The sequence below is a fragment of the Aminobacter sp. NyZ550 genome (assembly GCF_025628925.2).
Lineage (GTDB): Bacteria > Pseudomonadota > Alphaproteobacteria > Rhizobiales > Rhizobiaceae > Aminobacter > Aminobacter ciceronei.
On sequence record NZ_CP114190.1, the window covers coordinates 5,343,219 to 5,360,139 of the forward strand.

Below are 16,921 nucleotides of genomic sequence, written 5' to 3' on the forward strand. Positions count from 1 at the left end.
CGGCCGGAGCACGTCACGAGCCACGATGCGCAGTTGCAACGACCAGCGCATGATCGACAAGCAGGCAGCCAGAGATCATGCTGGAACAACAGGCTGGAGACGGGCCGACCTATCGGCCCGCCGTGGAAATGCCGCCCGTCAGGCGACCGCCGTGGTCTGATCCTCCACCGCGGCGCCGGGCGTGTTCTTCTTGATCGACTCGATCGCCTTCAGCGCCGATGCCTTGGCCGAATAGCCTTCCGAGCTGAACATCACCTCGCCATTGGAAGCCCTGAAGCGGAACCGAAACTCGCCGCCCTTGTCCTTGTAGACCTCGAATTTGTACATCGCATTTCCCCGTATGTGCCGATCCGCGACTCACGCCGCTGACGAATCGTCGCACGACGGCAACCCGAGGAAAAGCGCGAAGCGATTTTCGCGACGCAAACGCACCAATACAACCGCCAAGGCCCATCGCCGCTGCACCCGTCAGCCGCGCCAAGTGCGATCTCAGATGTCGCGGTCGGTCAGGCAGATGTGGCAGCAGCCGGAGCCATGGCCCGGCTTCCAGGTGACGTTTTCGAAGCGCACACCGGTCGCCTCGAACAGGCCGCGGTCGAAAGCGCCGGCGATCCGGCACAAGGTCGCCAGCCTGTCGTCGCCGACACCGGCCCCCACCCAGGCGTCCTTGAGCGGACAGCGCTTGACCTTGAAGGCGATGTGATGGTCGCTGCGCTCGACATCGGTGGGGTACATGCGCCCGCCATCCGGACTGACGGCCAGGAAGGCCTCGCCGATGGCGCGCGCATCGTTCGGCCCGAAGCTGGCGAACGCCACCTGTGCGACCTCGCGGCCGCGCTTCTCAATCGCCCTTACCAGGACTTCTTCCGCCTTGGCGTCGCCAAGCTCGGCGGCAAGTTCATCCAGCATCAGCCGGTAGAGATCGGCGCGGTTGCGAAAGGCGGAGTCAAGTTCGGCAGCGAGCTTTTCGGCGCGCATGGCATGTTCGGTCACGAAACGGTCTCCTTGAAAACAGGCAACCTTGGGAACACAGGCAGTTCCGGCGTGGCCGCCACCAGCGCCCGGCCCGTGGCCGAGGCGGGCGCGGCTATCACGGCGGCGGCGTCGCCCTCTTCGACGATACGACCGCTGTCCATGATCGCGATGCGGTGGGCTACGGCGCGCACCGCACCAAGGTCGTGGGAGATGAAGAGATAGGCGACGCCCTCGTCCCGTTGCAGCTCGGCAAGCAGGTTGAGGATGTCGCCGCGCACCAGCACGTCCAGCGCCGACAACGCTTCGTCGAGCACGATCAGCGCCGGCCGGGTAGCAAGCGCGCGCGCGATCGCCACGCGCTGGCGCTGACCGCCCGATATTTCGTGCACGCGACGGCTGGCGAGCTCGGCGGCGAGACCGACACGCTCCAGCAGCGCTGCGATTGCCTTGGGTCGATCGGCGCGCCCGACGATGCCGTGAATGCGCAGCGGATCGTCGATCAGGCGGGTCACCGTGGCGCGCGGGTTGAATGCCGCCAGCGGATCCTGGAACACCATCTGCAGCTTCGTTCGGGTGGCCCTCAAGGCTGCCCCCCGCAATCCTAACAATTCCTCGCCGTTGAAGCGGATGCTGCCGGCATCGGGCTCGACCAGCCGCAACAGGATACGCGCCACCGTCGACTTGCCCGAGCCGGAGGGTCCGACCAGCGCCAGCGTCTCCCCCGGCGCAATAGAAAAGGAAATGCCATCGAGGGCGGAGAAATCCCTGTCGCCGCGCCAGTAGCGCTTCGACAGCCCCTCGACCTGCAGCAGCGCGCTCATCGGCTGGCACCAGAATGGGCTTTCAGCCCCAGATGTGCCGCCAGCAGCGCGCGGCTGTAGTCGCTCCTTGGCCGCGCCAGCAACTCGGCCGTCGCCGCCATTTCGACCATGCGGCCGTGACGGAACACGGCGATACGGTCGGCCAGGTTGGCGGCAAGTGCTATGTCATGGCTGACGAACAGCAGCGCCATGCCATCCTCGGCCACGAGCCGGCGGATCAGCGCCACGATCTCGGCCTGGACGATGGTGTCGAGCGCGCTCGTCGCTTCGTCGGCGATCAGCAGTTTCGGACACGCCACGATGGCCGCTGCGATCACCACGCGCTGTTTCTGTCCGCCCGATAACTGATGCGGATATGCCCGCGCCAGCGCCTCGGGCTCCGGCAATTTCACCCTGTCCAGCAGTTCGACCGCCAGCCGCCGTGCAGCACCCCAGTCGATGTAGAGATTGGCGTGCGCCACCTCGGCGACCTGGTCGCCGACCGACATGACCGGATCGAGGCTCGAAGCCGGGTCCTGGAAGACGAAGCCGATGTCGCGGCCGTTGCGCGCCGGATGATCGAGCCCCGGCCATGCGACGGTGCCCTGAAGTCTCGCCGTCTGCGGCAGCAGCCCTGATATGGCCCGGGCCAGCGTGCTTTTGCCCGAGCCACTCTCGCCGATGATCGCCAGCCTTTCGCCGGCGGCCAGATCGAGGTCGACGCCTTCGAGCGCCGGCGCCACTGCGCCGTTGTAGCACACGCCGAGACCACGCAGTTCGAGCAGCGGCTTCATGCCTGCCCCTCCCGTGCCGCCGTGCCTTCAACCACGCCTTCGCCGGCGAGGTAGACGCCGAGGACTGAAAGCACCAGCGCGATACCGGGGATGACGGAGAGGTAAGGCGCCGACCGCAGCACCGCCCTGCCCTCCGCGATCATGCCGCCCCAGGTGACGCGGTTGGGGTCGCCGAGACCGAGGAAGGACAGCGCCGCCTCGGTCAGGATGGCGGCGGCAACGATTACCGACGACAGCGCCAAGACCGGTGGCAACGCATTGGGCAGCACCTCGCGGAAGGCGATCTCGACCGGATGCATGCCGATCACCCGCGCCGAAGCGACATAGTCGCGCTCGCGGATCGACAGCACTTCGGCACGCGCGATGCGCGTCGGGCCGGTCCAGGCGCTGAGCGCGATCGCTGCCACCACGACCGAAAGCGACGGCCCGACGACACTGACCAGCGCCAGCGACAGCAAGAAGCCCGGCACTGTCTGGAAGGCGTCGGTGATACGCATCAGCACTTCGTCGACAAGCCCGCCGGCAAAGCCGGCCACCGTGCCGACGATGCTGCCGACGAGGATCGAGGCGGCAGCGGCAGCAAGCCCGACGGCCAGCGAGGTGCGGGCGCCATGGAACAGCCCAGCGACCACATCGCGGCCAAGGCGGTCAGTGCCGAGCGGCAGGGCCCAGTCCTGGAACGGGGGCAAGAGCGGCTGGCCGGCAATCGCCAGCGGGTCGCGTGGGAACAGCCACGGCGCGGCGACAGCCATGGCGACAAGCAGGCCAAGGATGACCAGGCCGGCGGAGGCCTCCGGCGTGCGAAACAGACGAGAGAGGCTCATGCTTTGGCCTCGCTCGCGCCAACGCGCGGGTCGAGCACGGCATAGGCGATGTCGACAAGCAGGTTGATGACGATCACCAGGAAGGCGCTGACCAGAATGATGCCGATCAGCAGCGGCGTGTCACGCGAGCCCACGGCCTCTTGCGCCAGCCGGCCGAGACCCGGCACCGAAAACACGCTTTCGATCACCACGCTGCCGCCCAGCATCTGCGCCGACTGCAGGCCGAGCATGGTGACCAGCGGCAGCAGCGCGTTGCGCGCGACATGGGCGAGCACGATGCGCCGCCTGGGGATGCCGCGCGCACGGGCGGCCAGGGTAAAGTCCATGCGCCAGACCTCGGCCATGCCGGCCCGCATCATCCTGAGATAGAGCGCGAGATAGATCAGGCCGAGGCTCGTCACCGGCAGCACCATGTGCCTGGCGATGTCGAGCATGCGGGCGATGCCGGTCTTGCCGGAGGCGATGGTCTCCATGCCCGACAGCGGCAGCCAGCGCAGCTCGACCGAAAAGACGATGGTCAGCACCAGCGCCAGCCAGAAGCCGGGCACGGCATAGAGCGCCAGCGAACCGATCGACAGAAGCCGGTCGCGGGCGCTGCCTGGCCGCGCGCCAGCCAGGATGCCGAGCGTGGTGCCAAGCGCGAAGGACAGCGCCGTTGCCGCCCCCATCAAAAGCAGCGTGTTCGGCAGCCGCTCCAGCACAACGTCGAGCACCGGGCGGGAGAAGGCGACCGAGTGGCCGAGATCAAGATGCAGCAGCGCCCAGAGATAGGCGGCGAGCCGCGTCATCGGCGAGGCATCGAGGCCCCAGCTGGTCCGCAGCGCCTCGATCATGCCGGCGTCGCCGCCGACCGAGGCGACGTAAGCATCGACAGCGTCGCCGGGCGCTGCCTCGAGCAGCAGGAACGAGCCGACAACCACGATCAGCAGCACCGGAATGCTGCCGATCAGCCGGCGCTTCAACAGGCCCCAGGCGCGATTCATTACCCTGCCCCTTGTGGGGAAAGTGCCCCGAGCAGCCCGTTGGGGGTTGCCGGAGTGAAGAAATTGCCCCTACCCCTAGCCCCCCACAAGGGGAAGGGGAATTCTGGGGTCGCCTGCCCCGTCAAGATGAACCGCGCGCCAAATGAAGGGCACGCGGCATCATGTCCCCTTACGCTCTGTGGGGAGGCGTAAGGGGTGGGGGTAGGTTCAGGCACTGCGACTTCCAGGGGCATGCTCAGTAACGGATCATCATCCCAGCTCAGGCGATGATGTCACGTTTCGACATAGGTGTCCGCCCAGTTCGAGACCGCCCAGCGCGGGTTGTTCGACACATTCTTCACCGTGTCGCGCGCGACGGTGATGAAGCCCCATTCGGCTACATTGATCAGCGGCAGGTCGGCCGCCACCTTCTTCTGGAACTGCTTGTAGAGCTCGATGCGCGCCGCCGGATCCAGCGTCTCCGCCGCCTTGGCGATCAGCGCGTCGAGTTCGTCGTTCTTGTAGCTGCCCTGGTTGGAGAAGGGCACACCGTCAGGAATACCCGACTGCACCAGGATCGTCGTCGAGATCGCCGGGTCGCCGCGGAACACCGGCGGGGCGATGGCGATGTCGAAGGCGTGCTCGGTGTAGACGGCCTTCTGGTGGGCGGCAGAATCGTTGTTTACGATCTCGGCATCGATGCCCACGGCAGCCAGCGCCTGGCGCAGATAGTCGCCGAACTGCTTGGTCTCGTTGAAATAGGGCGCTGGCAGAAGCTTGAGCGCAAAACGCTTGCCGTCATCCTTCTTCGGATAGCCGGCTTCATCCAGCAGTGCGTTCGCCTTGGCGACGTCGAAGCCATAGGTCGCAACATCAGGCGTGTAGAACTGCTTGTCGTTCTGCGGCACGATGCCGGTCGCCGGCTTGGCATAGCCCAGGAAGATCGTCTTGACGACGAATTCCTTGTCGATGGCATGGGCGATCGCCTGGCGCACCTTGAGGTCGGCCAGCTCCTTGCGGCGATGATTGATCTCGACCACCAGTTGGTAGGTCAACGCTTCGTAGCCTTCAGTGATGACCTTGATACCGGGTACCTTTGTGATGCGCTCGAGATCGGCCAACGGCACGGCAGAGAAAGCTGCAAGCTGGATCTCTTCCGCCTCCAGCGCGCCGGCGGCCGCGGCGCGGTCGGGCAGCACGCGATAGATGATCTCGTCGAGCTGAGGCTCGCCTTCGCCCCAGTATTTGTCGTAACGTTCCAGCCGGTAATATTCGCCCGCCTTGTGCTCGGCGAACTTGAAGGGTCCGGTGCCGATCAGCGCGTTGTTGGCCGGGTTCTCGGCAATATCCTTGCCGTCATAGACATGCTTCGGAACCACCGACGTAAGCGCCGGCAGCGCGTTCTTGATCAGCTGCAGCGGCGTCGGCTTGGAGAACCTGAACACGGCGGTGTTTGCGTCCGGCGTCTCCACCGCCTCCAGGTTCTTGAACACGACGCGGCCGAGATTCTGCAGCGGCTTCCAGACATTGAGTGCCGAAAACGCCACGTCGGCCGAGCTGAATGGCTGGCCGTCGTGCCAGGTCACGCCCTCGCGCAGCTTGAAGGTGACGGACAGGCCGTCAGCCGAACCTTCCCAGCTTGTCGCCAGCCGCGGCTCGAGCCCGTCCTCGCCGTCGAACGAGGCCTCGGCCAGCGGCTCGACTACCTTGCTCGCGACGAAAAACACGCCGTTGGAGGCAACGATCGCCGGGTTCAAGTTGCGCGGCTCGGAATCTGCCGCAACGACCAGCCGGCCGCCCTTCCTGGCCTGGCTCCAGCCGATCGACGGCAGCGCCGTCGAGGCCAGCAGGAACGCCGACCCTGCCAGAATTTTGCGCCTCGAAATGTCAAATCCCGCCATGTCAGCCTCCAAGCCCTCGGCACGGCGGCGTCGCCGGGCCCTGGTGCATGACGCCGAAAATCGGAATCGATCTTCGGAAAGGATCATGCACCGATCCAGAATTCACAACGTCCTTTGCGCGTCCAAGTGAGCGCGCGGCGCTGTAGTGATGGCCGGGATTATGATCCGGGAAAGACTTTTTGCGAGAGACGAAATTGGCGTTTTGGGCCGCTGGCCCAAAACATTGTGCTACGTGCGCGGCCCATCAGTGCGAGAACAGGTCCGGAAAAGCTTCGGCCCGGAAACCGTTGTCGATTTCCGGGCCGAAGCAATGGTCGGTCAGTCATAGTCGCCAGCCGGTCAGGCGGCTTTCTTCCTGGCGAGGCGCGCGCGGATGCTCTCGACATCGGCACGCGGCGTCGCTGCAAACAGCGTCTTGGTGTAGCTGTGCTTAGGGTCGGCGAAGACCTCGTCGCGGCTGCCATATTCGACCGCCTCGCCAAAATACATCACCATCACCTCATCGGCGATGTAGCGCACCACCGAAAGGTCGTGGCTGATGAAGACGTAGGTCAGCTGGAATTCGTCCTGCAGGTCGGCGAGCAGGTTCAGCACCTGGGCCTGCACAGACAGATCGAGCGCCGACACCGGCTCGTCCAGCACCAGAAGCTTCGGGTTCAGCATCAGCGCACGCGCGATTGCGATGCGCTGGCGCTGGCCGCCCGAGAACATATGCGGATAGCGGTTGTAATGCTTCTCTTCGAGGCCGACCTTCTTCAGCAGCGTCATCGCCCGGTCGCGGCGTTCGTCGGCCGGCGTCTTGGTGTTGATGACCAGCGGCTCGGTCAGGATGTCGCCGATCTTCTGGCGCGGGTTGAGCGAGCCATAAGGGTTCTGGAACACGATCTGCACCTTGCGGCGCATCTCGGGCGTCAGGTCACCCTTGGCAATGTCGACGGTCTTGCCTTCGATCAACAGCTCGCCCGACGTCGCCGGGTCGATCAGCGTCAGGATGCGGCCGAGCGTGGATTTGCCGCAGCCGCTTTCGCCGACGATCGCCAGCGTCTTGCCCTTCTCGACCTGGAAGCTCACGCCCTTGACGGCGTGAACGGTCTTGGCCTTCTTCAGAAAGCTGCCGGGCACGTGGTAGTCGCGCACGATGTTGCGCGCTTCGAGAATGACGCTCATCGTGCAACCCCTTCCACCTGGTCGTCGACGAAGAGTTCCGAGATCGTCGGCAGGCGATCCCCCGTCGCATTGTCCGGCAGTGCCGCCAGCAGCGCGCGCGTGTAGTTGCTCTTCGGGTTCTCGAACAGCGTCAGCACGTCGGCTTCTTCCATCTTGCGGCCCTTATACTGCACGACCACGCGGTCGGCAGTCTCGGCCACGACGCCCATGTTGTGGGTGATCATGATCAGGCCCATGCCATGGTCGGCCTGCAGCTTCATCAAGAGGTCGAGGATCTGCTTCTGGATCGTCACGTCGAGAGCGGTTGTCGGCTCGTCGGCGATGAGCAGCTTCGGATTGCAGGCAATGGCGATGGCGATCATCACGCGCTGGCACTGACCGCCGGACATCTGGTGCGGGTAGGAATTGAGACGCTCGGCCGGGTCTGGGATACCGACAGCCTGGAACAGCTCGATCGCGCGCTTGCGGCGCGCAGCCTTGTCGAGGCCCATGTGCACGCGCAGCACTTCCTCGATCTGAAAGCCGACGGTGAAGCACGGGTTGAGGCTCGCCACCGGCTCCTGGAAGATCATGGCAATGTCCTTGCCGATAATCTTGCGCCGTTCGTTTGCCGGCATTCCGAGCAGGTCGCGGCCGTTGAAGGTCAGCTTGTCGGCGGTGACCTTGGCCGTCCAGGGCAGCAAGCCCATCGCCGCCAGCATCGACACAGACTTGCCCGAGCCGGACTCGCCGACGATGGCGAGAACCTCGCCCTCGTGGACCTTCATCGAGACGCCGTTGACGGCGCGGAAGGGACCGGAGGCCGTCTCGAACTCGACGACCAAGTTTTCGATTTCAAGAAGTGCCATCTCAGGACCTCTTCAGCTTGGGGTCGAGTGCGTCGCGCAGGCCATCGCCCATCAGGTTGATCGCCAGCACGGTGATCAGGATCGCCACGCCCGGAAGCGTCACCACCCACCACTTGCTCTGGATGAACTCGCGAGCCTCGGCCAGCATGGTGCCCCATTCCGGGGTCGGCGGCTGCGCGCCCATGCCGAGAAAGCCGAGTGCGGCGGCGTCGAGAATGGCTGAAGAAAACGACAGCGTCGCCTGGACGATCAGCGGTGCCATGCAGTTCGGCAGGATGGTCTTGAACATCAGGCGGGTATGGCCGGCACCGGCCACCTTGGCGGCGACGACGTAGTCGCGGGTCTTTTCGCTCATCACCGCCGCGCGTGCCAGGCGCACGAAATGCGGCTGGTAGACGAGCGAGATGGCGATCATCGCGTTGACCAGGCCCGGCCCGAGGATCGCCACCAGCACGAGTGCCAGCAGCAGCGACGGGAAGGCCAGGATGATGTCCATCACGCGCATGATGGCGGTATCGACCCAGCCACGGAAATAGCCGGCGATGACGCCGAAGACGACGCCGACGACCAGCGACAGCGCCGTCACGATGACGCCGACGAAGAGCGAGAACTGGGTGCCGTAGACCAGGCGCGAAAGCATGTCGCGGCCGACGGCGTCGGTGCCGAGCAGAAAGTCGGCGCGGCCGCCCTCCTGCCAGACCGGCGGAACCAGAACCGCGTCGCGATATTGCTGGGTCGGATCATGTGGCGCGATCAGTGGTGCGAAGATCGCCAAGAGCACGAGGAAGATGAAGAACACGAGGCCGATGACGGCACCGCGGTTTTCGGAGAAGTAGTACCAGAACTCGGCCAGTCGCGCCCGGCGGGACGGATCGGTCGAGACAGCACTGGTTGCAGCAGCTTGAGACATCGTGCCCTCCTAGTGCCGGATACGCGGGTTGATGAGGCCGTACATCAGGTCGACCGCAAGGTTCACCAGCATGATCACGGCAGCGATCATGAGCAGGCCACCCTGGATGACGGCGTAGTCGCGCCGCGACACGGAATCGACCATCCACTTGCCGATGCCCGGCCAGGAGAAGATCGTCTCGGTCAGGATCGCGCCGGCGAGCATCACGCCGACCTGCAGGCCGACTGTCGTGACGACCGGGATCATGGCGTTGCGGAGCGCATGGACGCCGACGACACGGAAGGTCGACAGGCCCTTGGCGCGCGCGGTCCGCACATAGTCCTCGGACAGCACCTCCAGCATCGCGGAGCGCGTCTGGCGCGCAATGACGGCGAGCGGAATGGTGCCCAGCACGATGGTCGGCAGGATCAGGTGGCTGACGGCCGACTTGAAGGCGCCTGCCTGGCCTGAAAGCAGCGAGTCGATCAGCATGAAGCCGGTGACGGGCGGGAAATAGAACATCAGCGAGATGCGACCGGAGACGGGCGTCCAGCCGAGCATGCCCGAAACAAGCATGATCAGCAGCAGGCCCCACCAGAAGATCGGCATCGAGAAGCCGACAAGGGCGGTGCCCATCATCGCCTGGTCGGCGAAGGAGCCGCGCTTGATCGCAGCGACGATGCCCGCGGGCACGCCGAGAACGATGGCGAAGACGATCGCGCAGAGCGAAAGCTCGACGGTCGCCGGGAACAGTTCGAAGAACTGGTCGACAACAGGCTTCTTGGTGACGATCGAGGTGCCGAAATCGCCGCGCACAACACCCCAGAGATAATCGAGATACTGGATGACGATGGGCCGGTCGAAGCCGAGCTCAGCGGAGATTTCCGCGTGGCGCTCCGGCGACATGACGCGTTCGCCGGAAAGCAGGGCGACAGGATCGCCGGGCAGAAGTCGGATGAATGAGAATGCGATGATGGAGACCCCGATGAATGTCGGGATCAGGACGGCGAGCCGTCCCAACAGGAACCGGAGCATGTCGAACCTTTAAGTGAATGTTCCGAGAAAAGGTAAGGGTAGCACAAAAAGTGCATTGGGGCGCTTGTGATCCAAGCGCCCCAACCCAAGGCTGGCCTGTTTAGGCAACCTTACTCCGTGATGTCAACACCGTCGAAAGCGAAGTCGCCGAGCGGACTCTGGACGAAGCCTTCGACGCCCTTGCGCATCGGAACGATCGACAGCGAGTGGTCGATGGTTGCCCAAGGAGCGTCCTTCTTGAACACGACCTGCGCCTGCTCATAGAGCTTTGTGCGCTCGGCGATATCCGAGGTTTCCTTGGCCTTCGTCACCAGATCGTCGAACTCCTTGTTGCACCACTGGGCGCGGTTGTTGCCGCCGACAGCGTCGCAACCGAGCAGGGTGTCAAGGAAGTTGTCCGGATCGCCATTGTCGCCGGTCCAGCCGAGCATGACGGCGCCGTCACGATCCTTGGCCTTCGACTTGTCGAGGTACTCGGCCCACTCGTAGGAGACGATCTCGACCGTCACGCCAACCTTGGCGAAATCGGACTGGATCAGCTCCGCCGCGCGGCGGGCGTTGAGCATGTAGGGACGCGAAACCGGCATCGCCCAGACCTTCATCTTGAGGTCCTTGACGCCAGCGGCTTCAAGGCCCTTCTTCGATGCTTCCGGATCATACTTGTCGTCTTCGACGGCCTTGTTATACGACCACATCGTCGGCGGGATCGGATTGGTTGCCGGCGTTGCAGCACCCTGGAACACGGCGTCGACGATGGCCTGCTTGTTGATGGCCTGGTTGAGCGCCTTGCGGACTTCCGGCTTGTCGAACGGAGCCTGGGTGGTGTTGTAGGCGAGGTAGGCGACGTTCAGGCCTTCCTGTTCCACGACCTTCAGGTTCGTATCGGCCTTCATCGCAGCCACGTCGGCAGCGTTCGGGAACGGCATCAGGTGGCATTCGCCGGCCTTCAGCTTCTGATAGCGAACCGATGCGTCAGGGGTGATCGCAAAGACCAGGTCGTCGATCTTCTGCTTGCCGCCCCAGTAATCCGGGTTGGCCTTGTAGCGGATGATGGCGTCCTGCTGGTAGGCGACGAAGGCGAACGGGCCAGTGCCGAGCGGCATCTGGTTCATCTGATTCATCTTGCCGTCAGCCTGCAGCTTGTCGGCATATTCCTTCGACACGATCGATGCGAACGGCATCGCGACGTTGGCGAGGAACGGAGCCTCCTTGCGGGTCAGGGTGATCTTGACGGTCAGGTCGTCGACCTTCTCGACCGACTTGATCACTTCCGGGAAGCCCATGCCGGCAGCGTATTCCCACGAAGCGCCGGTCACGTACTTGTTCCAGGGATTGTCGGCCTTCAGCTGACGGTCGAACGAGAACACGACGTCGTCGGCGTTGAAGTCGCGGGTCGGCGTGAAGAACTCGGTCGTCTGGTACTTGACCCCCGGACGCAGCTTGAAGGTGTACTCGAGGCCGTCGTCGGAAACCGTGTAGCTCTCGGCCAGGCCCGGCTCGGTCTCGGTGGTGCCCTTCTTGAACTCAAGCAGGCGATTATAGACGGTGTGCGCAGCGGCGTCGAAGGTCGTACCGGCGGTATAAAGGCCCGGATCGAAGCCTTCCGGCGAACCTTCCGAGCAGTAGACGAACGTCTTAGCGCTCGCCGCACCGCTGAGGACGGTTGCAGCCAGCAACGCGGCCGCAAAGGTCGTTTTTTTCAACATTGAACACTCCCTATGATTTTTCCCAAGCCCTACCCGTCAGGCTCGCAGGCGCGCATATAAGCACCGTTTATCCAGCTTTGGAACTCCCCGCCTACCTGCCCTTTGGTAAGCAGAATATTTTACCCACAGATGACTTCGAAATAGTCGAAAATTCGCAATTTCCATTGGCTGGCCAGCCATTTGCACTTCGCGTTAGATTCGACGGCGACAGGTTTTGTCATCGCGGCCGATGGCAATTGCGGCGCTGTTGCTGGACCGGGCCGATATAACTGCGAAACCTAAAATTCGTTCTGCGAGGTGACGTTGGGTGATACTTGCCGTTAACGTCAGGTGGCAATACAAACAACTACAACATGCCCCGACGCGGCACTGTTCTTGCGGCGCTGCGACGTGGACGAGGGCGAAAGCCGGCGGATCGTTGCCGCCGGAAACAAGAACAACAAGGGAGGATGCATTGGCCAAATCTACCGGCAAGGCGAGCACGGCGAAGTCCGCAACCACCATGGCGGCGGCCAAGCCAGCCGATACGACCAAGCCCGAAACCAAACCCGCAGCCAAGGCGACCGCCGCCAAGCCGGCACCTGCCAAGGCAGCGGCTCCAAAGCCGGCAAAGGCGGCCGCAGCGCCGAAGTCCGTGGCCCCAGTGAGCAAGCCGGCCGCCAAGCCGGCTCAGAAATCCGAAGCGAAGCCAGCCGCATCCAAGCCAGTAACCGCGAAGACCGAAGCCGTAGCGGCCAAGCCAAAGGCGGCAGCGCCAAAGCCTGTTGCAGCAAAGCCAGCGGCATCAAAGCCTGCGGCCACGAAGCCCGCAACCAAGACCGAAGCCAAGCCAAAAGCCACAGCGCCGAAAGCGGCTGCAAAGGCCGCTCCGGCCAAGGCGAAAAGCGCCGCCAAACCTGCCGCATCGAAGATCGCGGCATCGGCGCCTGCGGTCGCCGCACCGGCAAAAGTTGCTGAAACGCCCAGGCCTGTTGCCGAGGCGAAGCCTGCTGCAAAGTCAGCAGCGGCAAAACCTGCCGCCAAGGCTGCAGCAGCCCCCACCGCGAAGCCGACGCCAGCAGCCAAGCCTGCGGCACCTGCCAAGGCAGCAGCGAGGTCCGGCGACAAGCCGTGGCTGAAGAGCTACCCGGCCAACGTTCCGGCCGAGATGCCGCCGCTCACATACAGCTCGATCGGCGATCTGTTGACCGAAGCCTGCCGCCAATATGCCGGCCGCCCGGCGTTTTCGTGCATGGGCAAATCGCTGAGCTATGGCGAGCTCGAGCGCATGTCGACGGCGTTCGGCGCATGGCTTCAGTCGAAGGGCCTCGCAAAGGGCGCCCGCGTCGCCATCATGATGCCGAACGTGCTGCAGTACCCGGTCGCCATGATGGCTGTCCTGCGCGCCGGCTACACTGTGGTGAACGTCAACCCGCTCTACACACCGCGCGAACTCCAGCACCAGCTCAAGGATTCCGGCGCCCAGGCCATCATCATCCTCGAAAACTTCGCCACCACGCTGCAGGCCGTCATCGCCAAGACCGAGGTCAAGCATGTCGTCGTGGCCTCGATGGGCGAGATGCTCGGCCTCAAGGGCCTGCTGGTCAATCTCGTCGTGCGCAAGGTCAAGAAGCTGGTGCCGGCCTGGTCGCTGCCCGGCCATGTCAAGTTCATGGCGGCGCTCAAGGAAGGTGCAAGCCTCAGCTTCAAGCCGGCCACTGTCGCTGCCTCCGACATCGCCTTCCTGCAATATACCGGCGGCACCACCGGCGTCTCAAAGGGCGCGATGCTGATCCACTCCAACGTGCTCGCCAACGTCGCCCAGTTGGCGCTGTGGGTGGAGGACGCCTACACGGTGCGTCCGAAGCCGCCGCACCTGACCTTCGTCTGTGCGCTGCCGCTCTATCATATCTTCGCACTCACCGTGAACGCGCTGATGGGCATGCAGCAGGGCGCGCTCAACGTGCTGATCCCCAACCCGCGCGACATTCCCGGCTTCGTCAAGGAACTGGGCAAGTTCCAGTTCAACATCTTCCCCGGACTCAACACGCTGTTCAACGCGCTGACCAACAACGAGGACTTCCGCAAGCTCGACTTCTCGGGCCTGATCCTGTCGCTCGGCGGCGGCATGGCGGTTCAGCGGCCGGTGGCCGAGCGCTGGAAGAAGGCGACCGGCAACCACATCACCGAAGGTTATGGCCTGTCGGAAACCTCGCCGGTGGCGACCGCCAACAAGTGCTCGTCGCCCGACTTCACCGGCACCATCGGCCTGCCCCTGCCCTCGACCGACATCGCCATCCGCGACGAGAATGACAACGACATGCCGCTCGGCGAGGTCGGCGAGATCTGCATCAGGGGCCCGCAAGTCATGGCCGGCTACTGGAACCGCCCCGACGAGACCGCCAAGGTGATGACCTCGGACGGCTTCTTCAAGTCGGGTGACATGGGCTTCATGGACGAGCGCGGCTTCACCAAGATCGTCGACCGCAAGAAGGACATGATCCTGGTCTCGGGCTTCAACGTCTATCCCAATGAGCTCGAGGACGTCGTCGCCCAGCATCCCGGCGTGCTCGAGGTCGCCGCCGTCGGCGTGCCGGACGAGCATTCGGGCGAAGTGCCGAAGCTGTTCGTCGTGCGCAAGGATCCCGACCTCACCGTCGAGACGCTGATCGCCTACTGCCGCGAAAACCTGACCGGCTACAAGCGGCCCAAATACATCGAGTTCCGCACCGAACTGCCGAAGACCAATGTCGGCAAGATCCTACGGAGAGAACTCAGGGGCTGAGGCTCCGCTCGATCCGAACGACAACGGCCATCGTGGGAACACGGTGGCCGTTTTTGTGCCCCCGGCGGCTCGACGTGCCGATCGCATGCCAATCGGGGCGTATCGGTGCATCAGGCGACCAGCAGTGCCGCAACCCGATCAGCCGGTCAGCTTTGCAACCAGATCGGCATAGTCGTCAAACACCAGATCCGGCCCGTGGGCGCGCAAGGTGGCGCCCGCATTGTAGCCGAAGGTCACGGCGCCGGCCGCGATGCCTGCGCCTCGGGCCGCCTCGATGTCGCGAACCTCGTCGCCGATGGCAATGGCGCGCCGCCTGTCGGCGCCAATGCGCTTGATAACGGCCTTGAACATCGCGCTTTTGCCCCACAGCGACGCGCCGCACTGGAAGTGACTGACATGAGTCGCAGCCGGCCCAAGTGTCCGGCGAATGGTGTCTTCGTTGTTGGAACTGACGATGGCAACACTGATGTTGCTTGCGGCAAGGCTCGCAAGCATCGGCTCAACTCCGGGGAACAGTGCAACCGCATCGCCGCTTTCAGCGCTCAGCTTGCGCATGTGCATGGCTATGGCCGGCAGCTTCCATTTGGCGACGCCCAGGCGGGCAACGATCTCACGCGTTCCGAGCGCGCGCAATTCGTCGATCTCGTCCTCCGCCACCTCGCGAAAGCCAAACTGCCGCGCCGTCTGGTTGAGCACCGAGCAGAACCACGGAAAGCTGTCGGCCAGCGTTCCGTCATAGTCGAAGATCGCAAGGGAGAAGGAAGACATCGCACCGCCGCCGTAAACGCAGCGTCACTGCCCCAGTGTCATTGCGGCGTCAATGCGGGCCGGTCCGGCATCGGCCCCGGTCACGCCGGCATAAATGCTGGTTCCCTATCGATTCAGGCCCAGCCACCCGCCTACGTCCCCCGGCAGATGTCGACCAGCTATCACGCCCGGCCTGCCATCATCCGCGCCTCGTCGCGACGCAGCGTCAGCACTTCGACGCCGGTCGCGGTTACCGCGACCGTATGCTCGAACTGGGCCGAAAGCTTGCGGTCACCCGTCATCACTGTCCAGCCGTCGCTCTCGGTTACAACCCTGCGAGTGCCCTGGTTGACCATCGGCTCTATGGTGAAGACCATGCCCTCGCGCAGTTCCAGGCCGGTTCCCGGGCGTCCGAAATTCAGCACCTGCGGCTCCTCGTGCATCTCGCGGCCGATGCCGTGGCCGCAATATTCCCGCACCACCGAATAGCCGTTCCGCTTGGCATGTCGCTCGATGGCGAAACCGATGTCGCCGAGATGCGCTCCGGGCCGGACCTGCCTGATGCCTTTCCACATCGCCTCCTGCGCCACCCGCACCAGCCGCGTCGCCGTCGGCGCAGCATCGCCGACGAGATAGGTCTTGCTCGAATCGGCGATGTAGCCGCCCTTTTCCAGCGTGATGTCGAAGTTGACGATGTCGCCATCCCGGATGATTTCGTGGCCGTCGGGCACACCGTGGCAGACGACATGGTTGATCGAACAGTTCAGCACATGCTGGAAGCCATACTGCCCCTTGCTCGCCGGACGCGCGGCGAGGTCGACGGTGATGAAGCGCTCGACAAGATCATTGACCTGCAAGGTTGACATGCCGGCCAGTTCCTGCCCGTCCAGCATCTCGAATACCGACGCCAGCATCCTGCCCGCGACCCGCATCAGCGCCAGCTCGTCCGGTGTCTTGACCATGTCAGGCGACCGCCAGGTCCCTGATATGCACTTGTGCTGCCGCAAACTGCATCCTGACGATCTCGTTGAACGACAGCGTCGGATTGGCCTCCGCCAGCATGCCGACCTTCATCCAGAACTCGGCCTGGGCATTGATCGACCGGCACATCACCGTGCTCGCCCGCCTGACTTCCTCATGCAGCTCCTCGTCGATCTTTACGATGCCCATGAATGTCTCCTGAACTGAATATACGCATCATATACGTTTCATATATTCTTAGGTCAATTGGACTCGGCGACATGAGGGCCAGCGAGGCACGTCGCAAAGGACACCCTTGCCCGGCGCCGTCACGTAACGTAAAGGGAACCCGTCGCGAAAAGCGACCGCTTCCCTTGATCCGCCCAGTGGCGGAGTAAACAGGTGGACGAATAGTCGTCCAGGCGGTCAAGCATAAATACCCATGCCGTTTCGGGCGTGGGTCGCCAGCGTCTTCCGAAAATCATCCCGCCTGACATCGATCAGGCCCATCGCAAGCACCCCATCGGCGCCAGGCACCGCTGCACGCTT

The 16,921-nt window shown here is 63.9% G+C and carries 18 protein-coding genes; 1 reads left to right on the top strand and 17 read right to left on the bottom strand.

Translation table 11 applies throughout. The features are described from left to right. Positions 1-138 precede the first annotated feature (138 nt). The 14 genes from N7E70_RS26505 to N7E70_RS26570 form a co-directional block, all read right to left on the bottom strand. Entirely contained in the window at positions 139-327 is a 189-nt protein-coding gene (locus N7E70_RS26505) for a YegP family protein (RefSeq protein ID WP_055971136.1), read from the bottom strand. Positions 328-489: 162 nt separating this feature from the next. Continuing rightward, a complete protein-coding gene (locus N7E70_RS26510; RefSeq protein WP_185910217.1) occupies positions 490-993 on the bottom strand; it encodes an L-2-amino-thiazoline-4-carboxylic acid hydrolase in 504 nt (167 codons plus the stop codon). Beyond that, a complete protein-coding gene (locus N7E70_RS26515) occupies positions 990-1,796 on the bottom strand; it encodes an ATP-binding cassette domain-containing protein (RefSeq protein ID WP_263008086.1) in 807 nt (268 codons plus the stop codon). Before N7E70_RS26515 ends, N7E70_RS26510 begins: the two co-directional genes overlap by 4 nt. After that, positions 1,793-2,569 (bottom strand): ABC transporter ATP-binding protein, encoded by a 777-nt coding sequence (locus tag N7E70_RS26520; protein ID WP_263008087.1) that lies wholly within the window; start codon positions 2,567-2,569, stop codon positions 1,793-1,795. The genes N7E70_RS26515 and N7E70_RS26520 overlap by 4 nt, the downstream gene beginning before the upstream one ends. Next, positions 2,566-3,393 carry an ABC transporter permease gene (locus N7E70_RS26525; protein WP_154386914.1) on the bottom strand — a complete coding sequence of 276 codons (828 nt, stop codon included), beginning with the start codon at positions 3,391-3,393 and terminating at the stop codon, positions 2,566-2,568. The genes N7E70_RS26520 and N7E70_RS26525 overlap by 4 nt, the downstream gene beginning before the upstream one ends. Then, on the bottom strand, positions 3,390-4,376 hold the full coding sequence (locus N7E70_RS26530) for an ABC transporter permease (RefSeq protein ID WP_263008088.1): 987 nt from the start codon (positions 4,374-4,376) through the stop codon (positions 3,390-3,392). The genes N7E70_RS26525 and N7E70_RS26530 overlap by 4 nt, the downstream gene beginning before the upstream one ends. A gap of 272 nt (positions 4,377-4,648) precedes the next feature. Next, positions 4,649-6,256, bottom strand: coding sequence for an ABC transporter substrate-binding protein (locus N7E70_RS26535; RefSeq protein ID WP_263008089.1), 1,608 nt, complete (start codon positions 6,254-6,256; stop codon positions 4,649-4,651). Positions 6,257-6,595: 339 nt separating this feature from the next. Next, on the bottom strand, positions 6,596-7,423 hold the full coding sequence (locus tag N7E70_RS26540) for an ABC transporter ATP-binding protein (protein ID WP_067965486.1): 828 nt from the start codon (positions 7,421-7,423) through the stop codon (positions 6,596-6,598). Further along, positions 7,420-8,271 carry an ABC transporter ATP-binding protein gene (locus N7E70_RS26545; protein WP_263008090.1) on the bottom strand — a complete coding sequence of 284 codons (852 nt, stop codon included), beginning with the start codon at positions 8,269-8,271 and terminating at the stop codon, positions 7,420-7,422. The genes N7E70_RS26540 and N7E70_RS26545 overlap by 4 nt, the downstream gene beginning before the upstream one ends. A 1-nt stretch (position 8,272) precedes the next feature. Further along, a complete protein-coding gene (locus tag N7E70_RS26550) occupies positions 8,273-9,181 on the bottom strand; it encodes an ABC transporter permease subunit (RefSeq protein WP_067965488.1) in 909 nt (302 codons plus the stop codon). A gap of 9 nt (positions 9,182-9,190) precedes the next feature. Further along, entirely contained in the window at positions 9,191-10,195 is a 1,005-nt protein-coding gene (locus tag N7E70_RS26555; RefSeq protein ID WP_067965490.1) for an ABC transporter permease subunit, read from the bottom strand. A gap of 110 nt (positions 10,196-10,305) precedes the next feature. Next, on the bottom strand, positions 10,306-11,901 hold the full coding sequence (locus N7E70_RS26560; RefSeq protein WP_067965492.1) for an ABC transporter substrate-binding protein: 1,596 nt from the start codon (positions 11,899-11,901) through the stop codon (positions 10,306-10,308). A 192-nt stretch (positions 11,902-12,093) separates the two neighbouring features. Further along, positions 12,094-12,552 carry a hypothetical protein gene (locus tag N7E70_RS26565; protein ID WP_263008120.1) on the bottom strand — a complete coding sequence of 153 codons (459 nt, stop codon included), beginning with the start codon at positions 12,550-12,552 and terminating at the stop codon, positions 12,094-12,096. 18 nt (positions 12,553-12,570) lie between these two features. Then, a complete protein-coding gene (locus N7E70_RS26570; RefSeq protein ID WP_263008121.1) occupies positions 12,571-12,924 on the bottom strand; it encodes a hypothetical protein in 354 nt (117 codons plus the stop codon). Positions 12,925-13,015: 91 nt separating this feature from the next. Between N7E70_RS26570 and N7E70_RS26575 the strand changes: the two genes are divergently transcribed. Next, on the top strand, positions 13,016-14,665 hold the full coding sequence (locus N7E70_RS26575) for a long-chain fatty acid--CoA ligase (RefSeq protein WP_263008117.1): 1,650 nt from the start codon (positions 13,016-13,018) through the stop codon (positions 14,663-14,665). A gap of 138 nt (positions 14,666-14,803) precedes the next feature. On the opposite strand, the gene N7E70_RS26580 is transcribed toward N7E70_RS26575, so the two are convergent. The 3 genes from N7E70_RS26580 to N7E70_RS26590 all read right to left on the bottom strand — a co-directional run bounded on the left by N7E70_RS26580 (position 14,804) and on the right by N7E70_RS26590 (position 16,582). Next, the gene (locus N7E70_RS26580; RefSeq protein ID WP_263008091.1) at positions 14,804-15,433 is read right to left on the bottom strand and encodes an HAD-IA family hydrolase; all 630 of its coding nucleotides are present in this window, start codon (positions 15,431-15,433) and stop codon (positions 14,804-14,806) included. 161 nt (positions 15,434-15,594) lie between these two features. After that, positions 15,595-16,374, bottom strand: a complete 780-nt coding sequence (gene map / locus N7E70_RS26585; protein ID WP_263008092.1) for a type I methionyl aminopeptidase — start codon at positions 16,372-16,374, stop codon at positions 15,595-15,597. Position 16,375: 1 nt separating this feature from the next. After that, a complete protein-coding gene (locus tag N7E70_RS26590) occupies positions 16,376-16,582 on the bottom strand; it encodes a ParD-like family protein (protein WP_067965500.1) in 207 nt (68 codons plus the stop codon). Positions 16,583-16,921: the final 339 nt, after the last annotated feature.

What these genes read in the sequence shown, in the direction of transcription:
- N7E70_RS26525 (WP_154386914.1), bottom strand. Translation starts at nt 3,393, where the DNA reads ATGAGCCTCTCTCGTCTGTTTCGCACGCCGGAGGCCTCCGCCGGCCTG.
- N7E70_RS26530 (WP_263008088.1), bottom strand. Translation starts at nt 4,376, where the DNA reads ATGAATCGCGCCTGGGGCCTGTTGAAGCGCCGGCTGATCGGCAGCATT.
- map (WP_263008092.1), bottom strand. Translation starts at nt 16,374, where the DNA reads ATGGTCAAGACACCGGACGAGCTGGCGCTGATGCGGGTCGCGGGCAGG.
- N7E70_RS26515 (WP_263008086.1), bottom strand. Translation starts at nt 1,796, where the DNA reads ATGAGCGCGCTGCTGCAGGTCGAGGGGCTGTCGAAGCGCTACTGGCGC.
- N7E70_RS26520 (WP_263008087.1), bottom strand. Translation starts at nt 2,569, where the DNA reads ATGAAGCCGCTGCTCGAACTGCGTGGTCTCGGCGTGTGCTACAACGGC.
- N7E70_RS26590 (WP_067965500.1), bottom strand. Translation starts at nt 16,582, where the DNA reads ATGGGCATCGTAAAGATCGACGAGGAGCTGCATGAGGAAGTCAGGCGG.
- N7E70_RS26535 (WP_263008089.1), bottom strand. Translation starts at nt 6,256, where the DNA reads ATGGCGGGATTTGACATTTCGAGGCGCAAAATTCTGGCAGGGTCGGCG.
- N7E70_RS26580 (WP_263008091.1), bottom strand. Translation starts at nt 15,433, where the DNA reads ATGTCTTCCTTCTCCCTTGCGATCTTCGACTATGACGGAACGCTGGCC.
- N7E70_RS26545 (WP_263008090.1), bottom strand. Translation starts at nt 8,271, where the DNA reads ATGGCACTTCTTGAAATCGAAAACTTGGTCGTCGAGTTCGAGACGGCC.
- N7E70_RS26560 (WP_067965492.1), bottom strand. Translation starts at nt 11,901, where the DNA reads ATGTTGAAAAAAACGACCTTTGCGGCCGCGTTGCTGGCTGCAACCGTC.
- N7E70_RS26550 (WP_067965488.1), bottom strand. Translation starts at nt 9,181, where the DNA reads ATGTCTCAAGCTGCTGCAACCAGTGCTGTCTCGACCGATCCGTCCCGC.
- N7E70_RS26555 (WP_067965490.1), bottom strand. Translation starts at nt 10,195, where the DNA reads ATGCTCCGGTTCCTGTTGGGACGGCTCGCCGTCCTGATCCCGACATTC.
- N7E70_RS26540 (WP_067965486.1), bottom strand. Translation starts at nt 7,423, where the DNA reads ATGAGCGTCATTCTCGAAGCGCGCAACATCGTGCGCGACTACCACGTG.
- N7E70_RS26505 (WP_055971136.1), bottom strand. Translation starts at nt 327, where the DNA reads ATGTACAAATTCGAGGTCTACAAGGACAAGGGCGGCGAGTTTCGGTTC.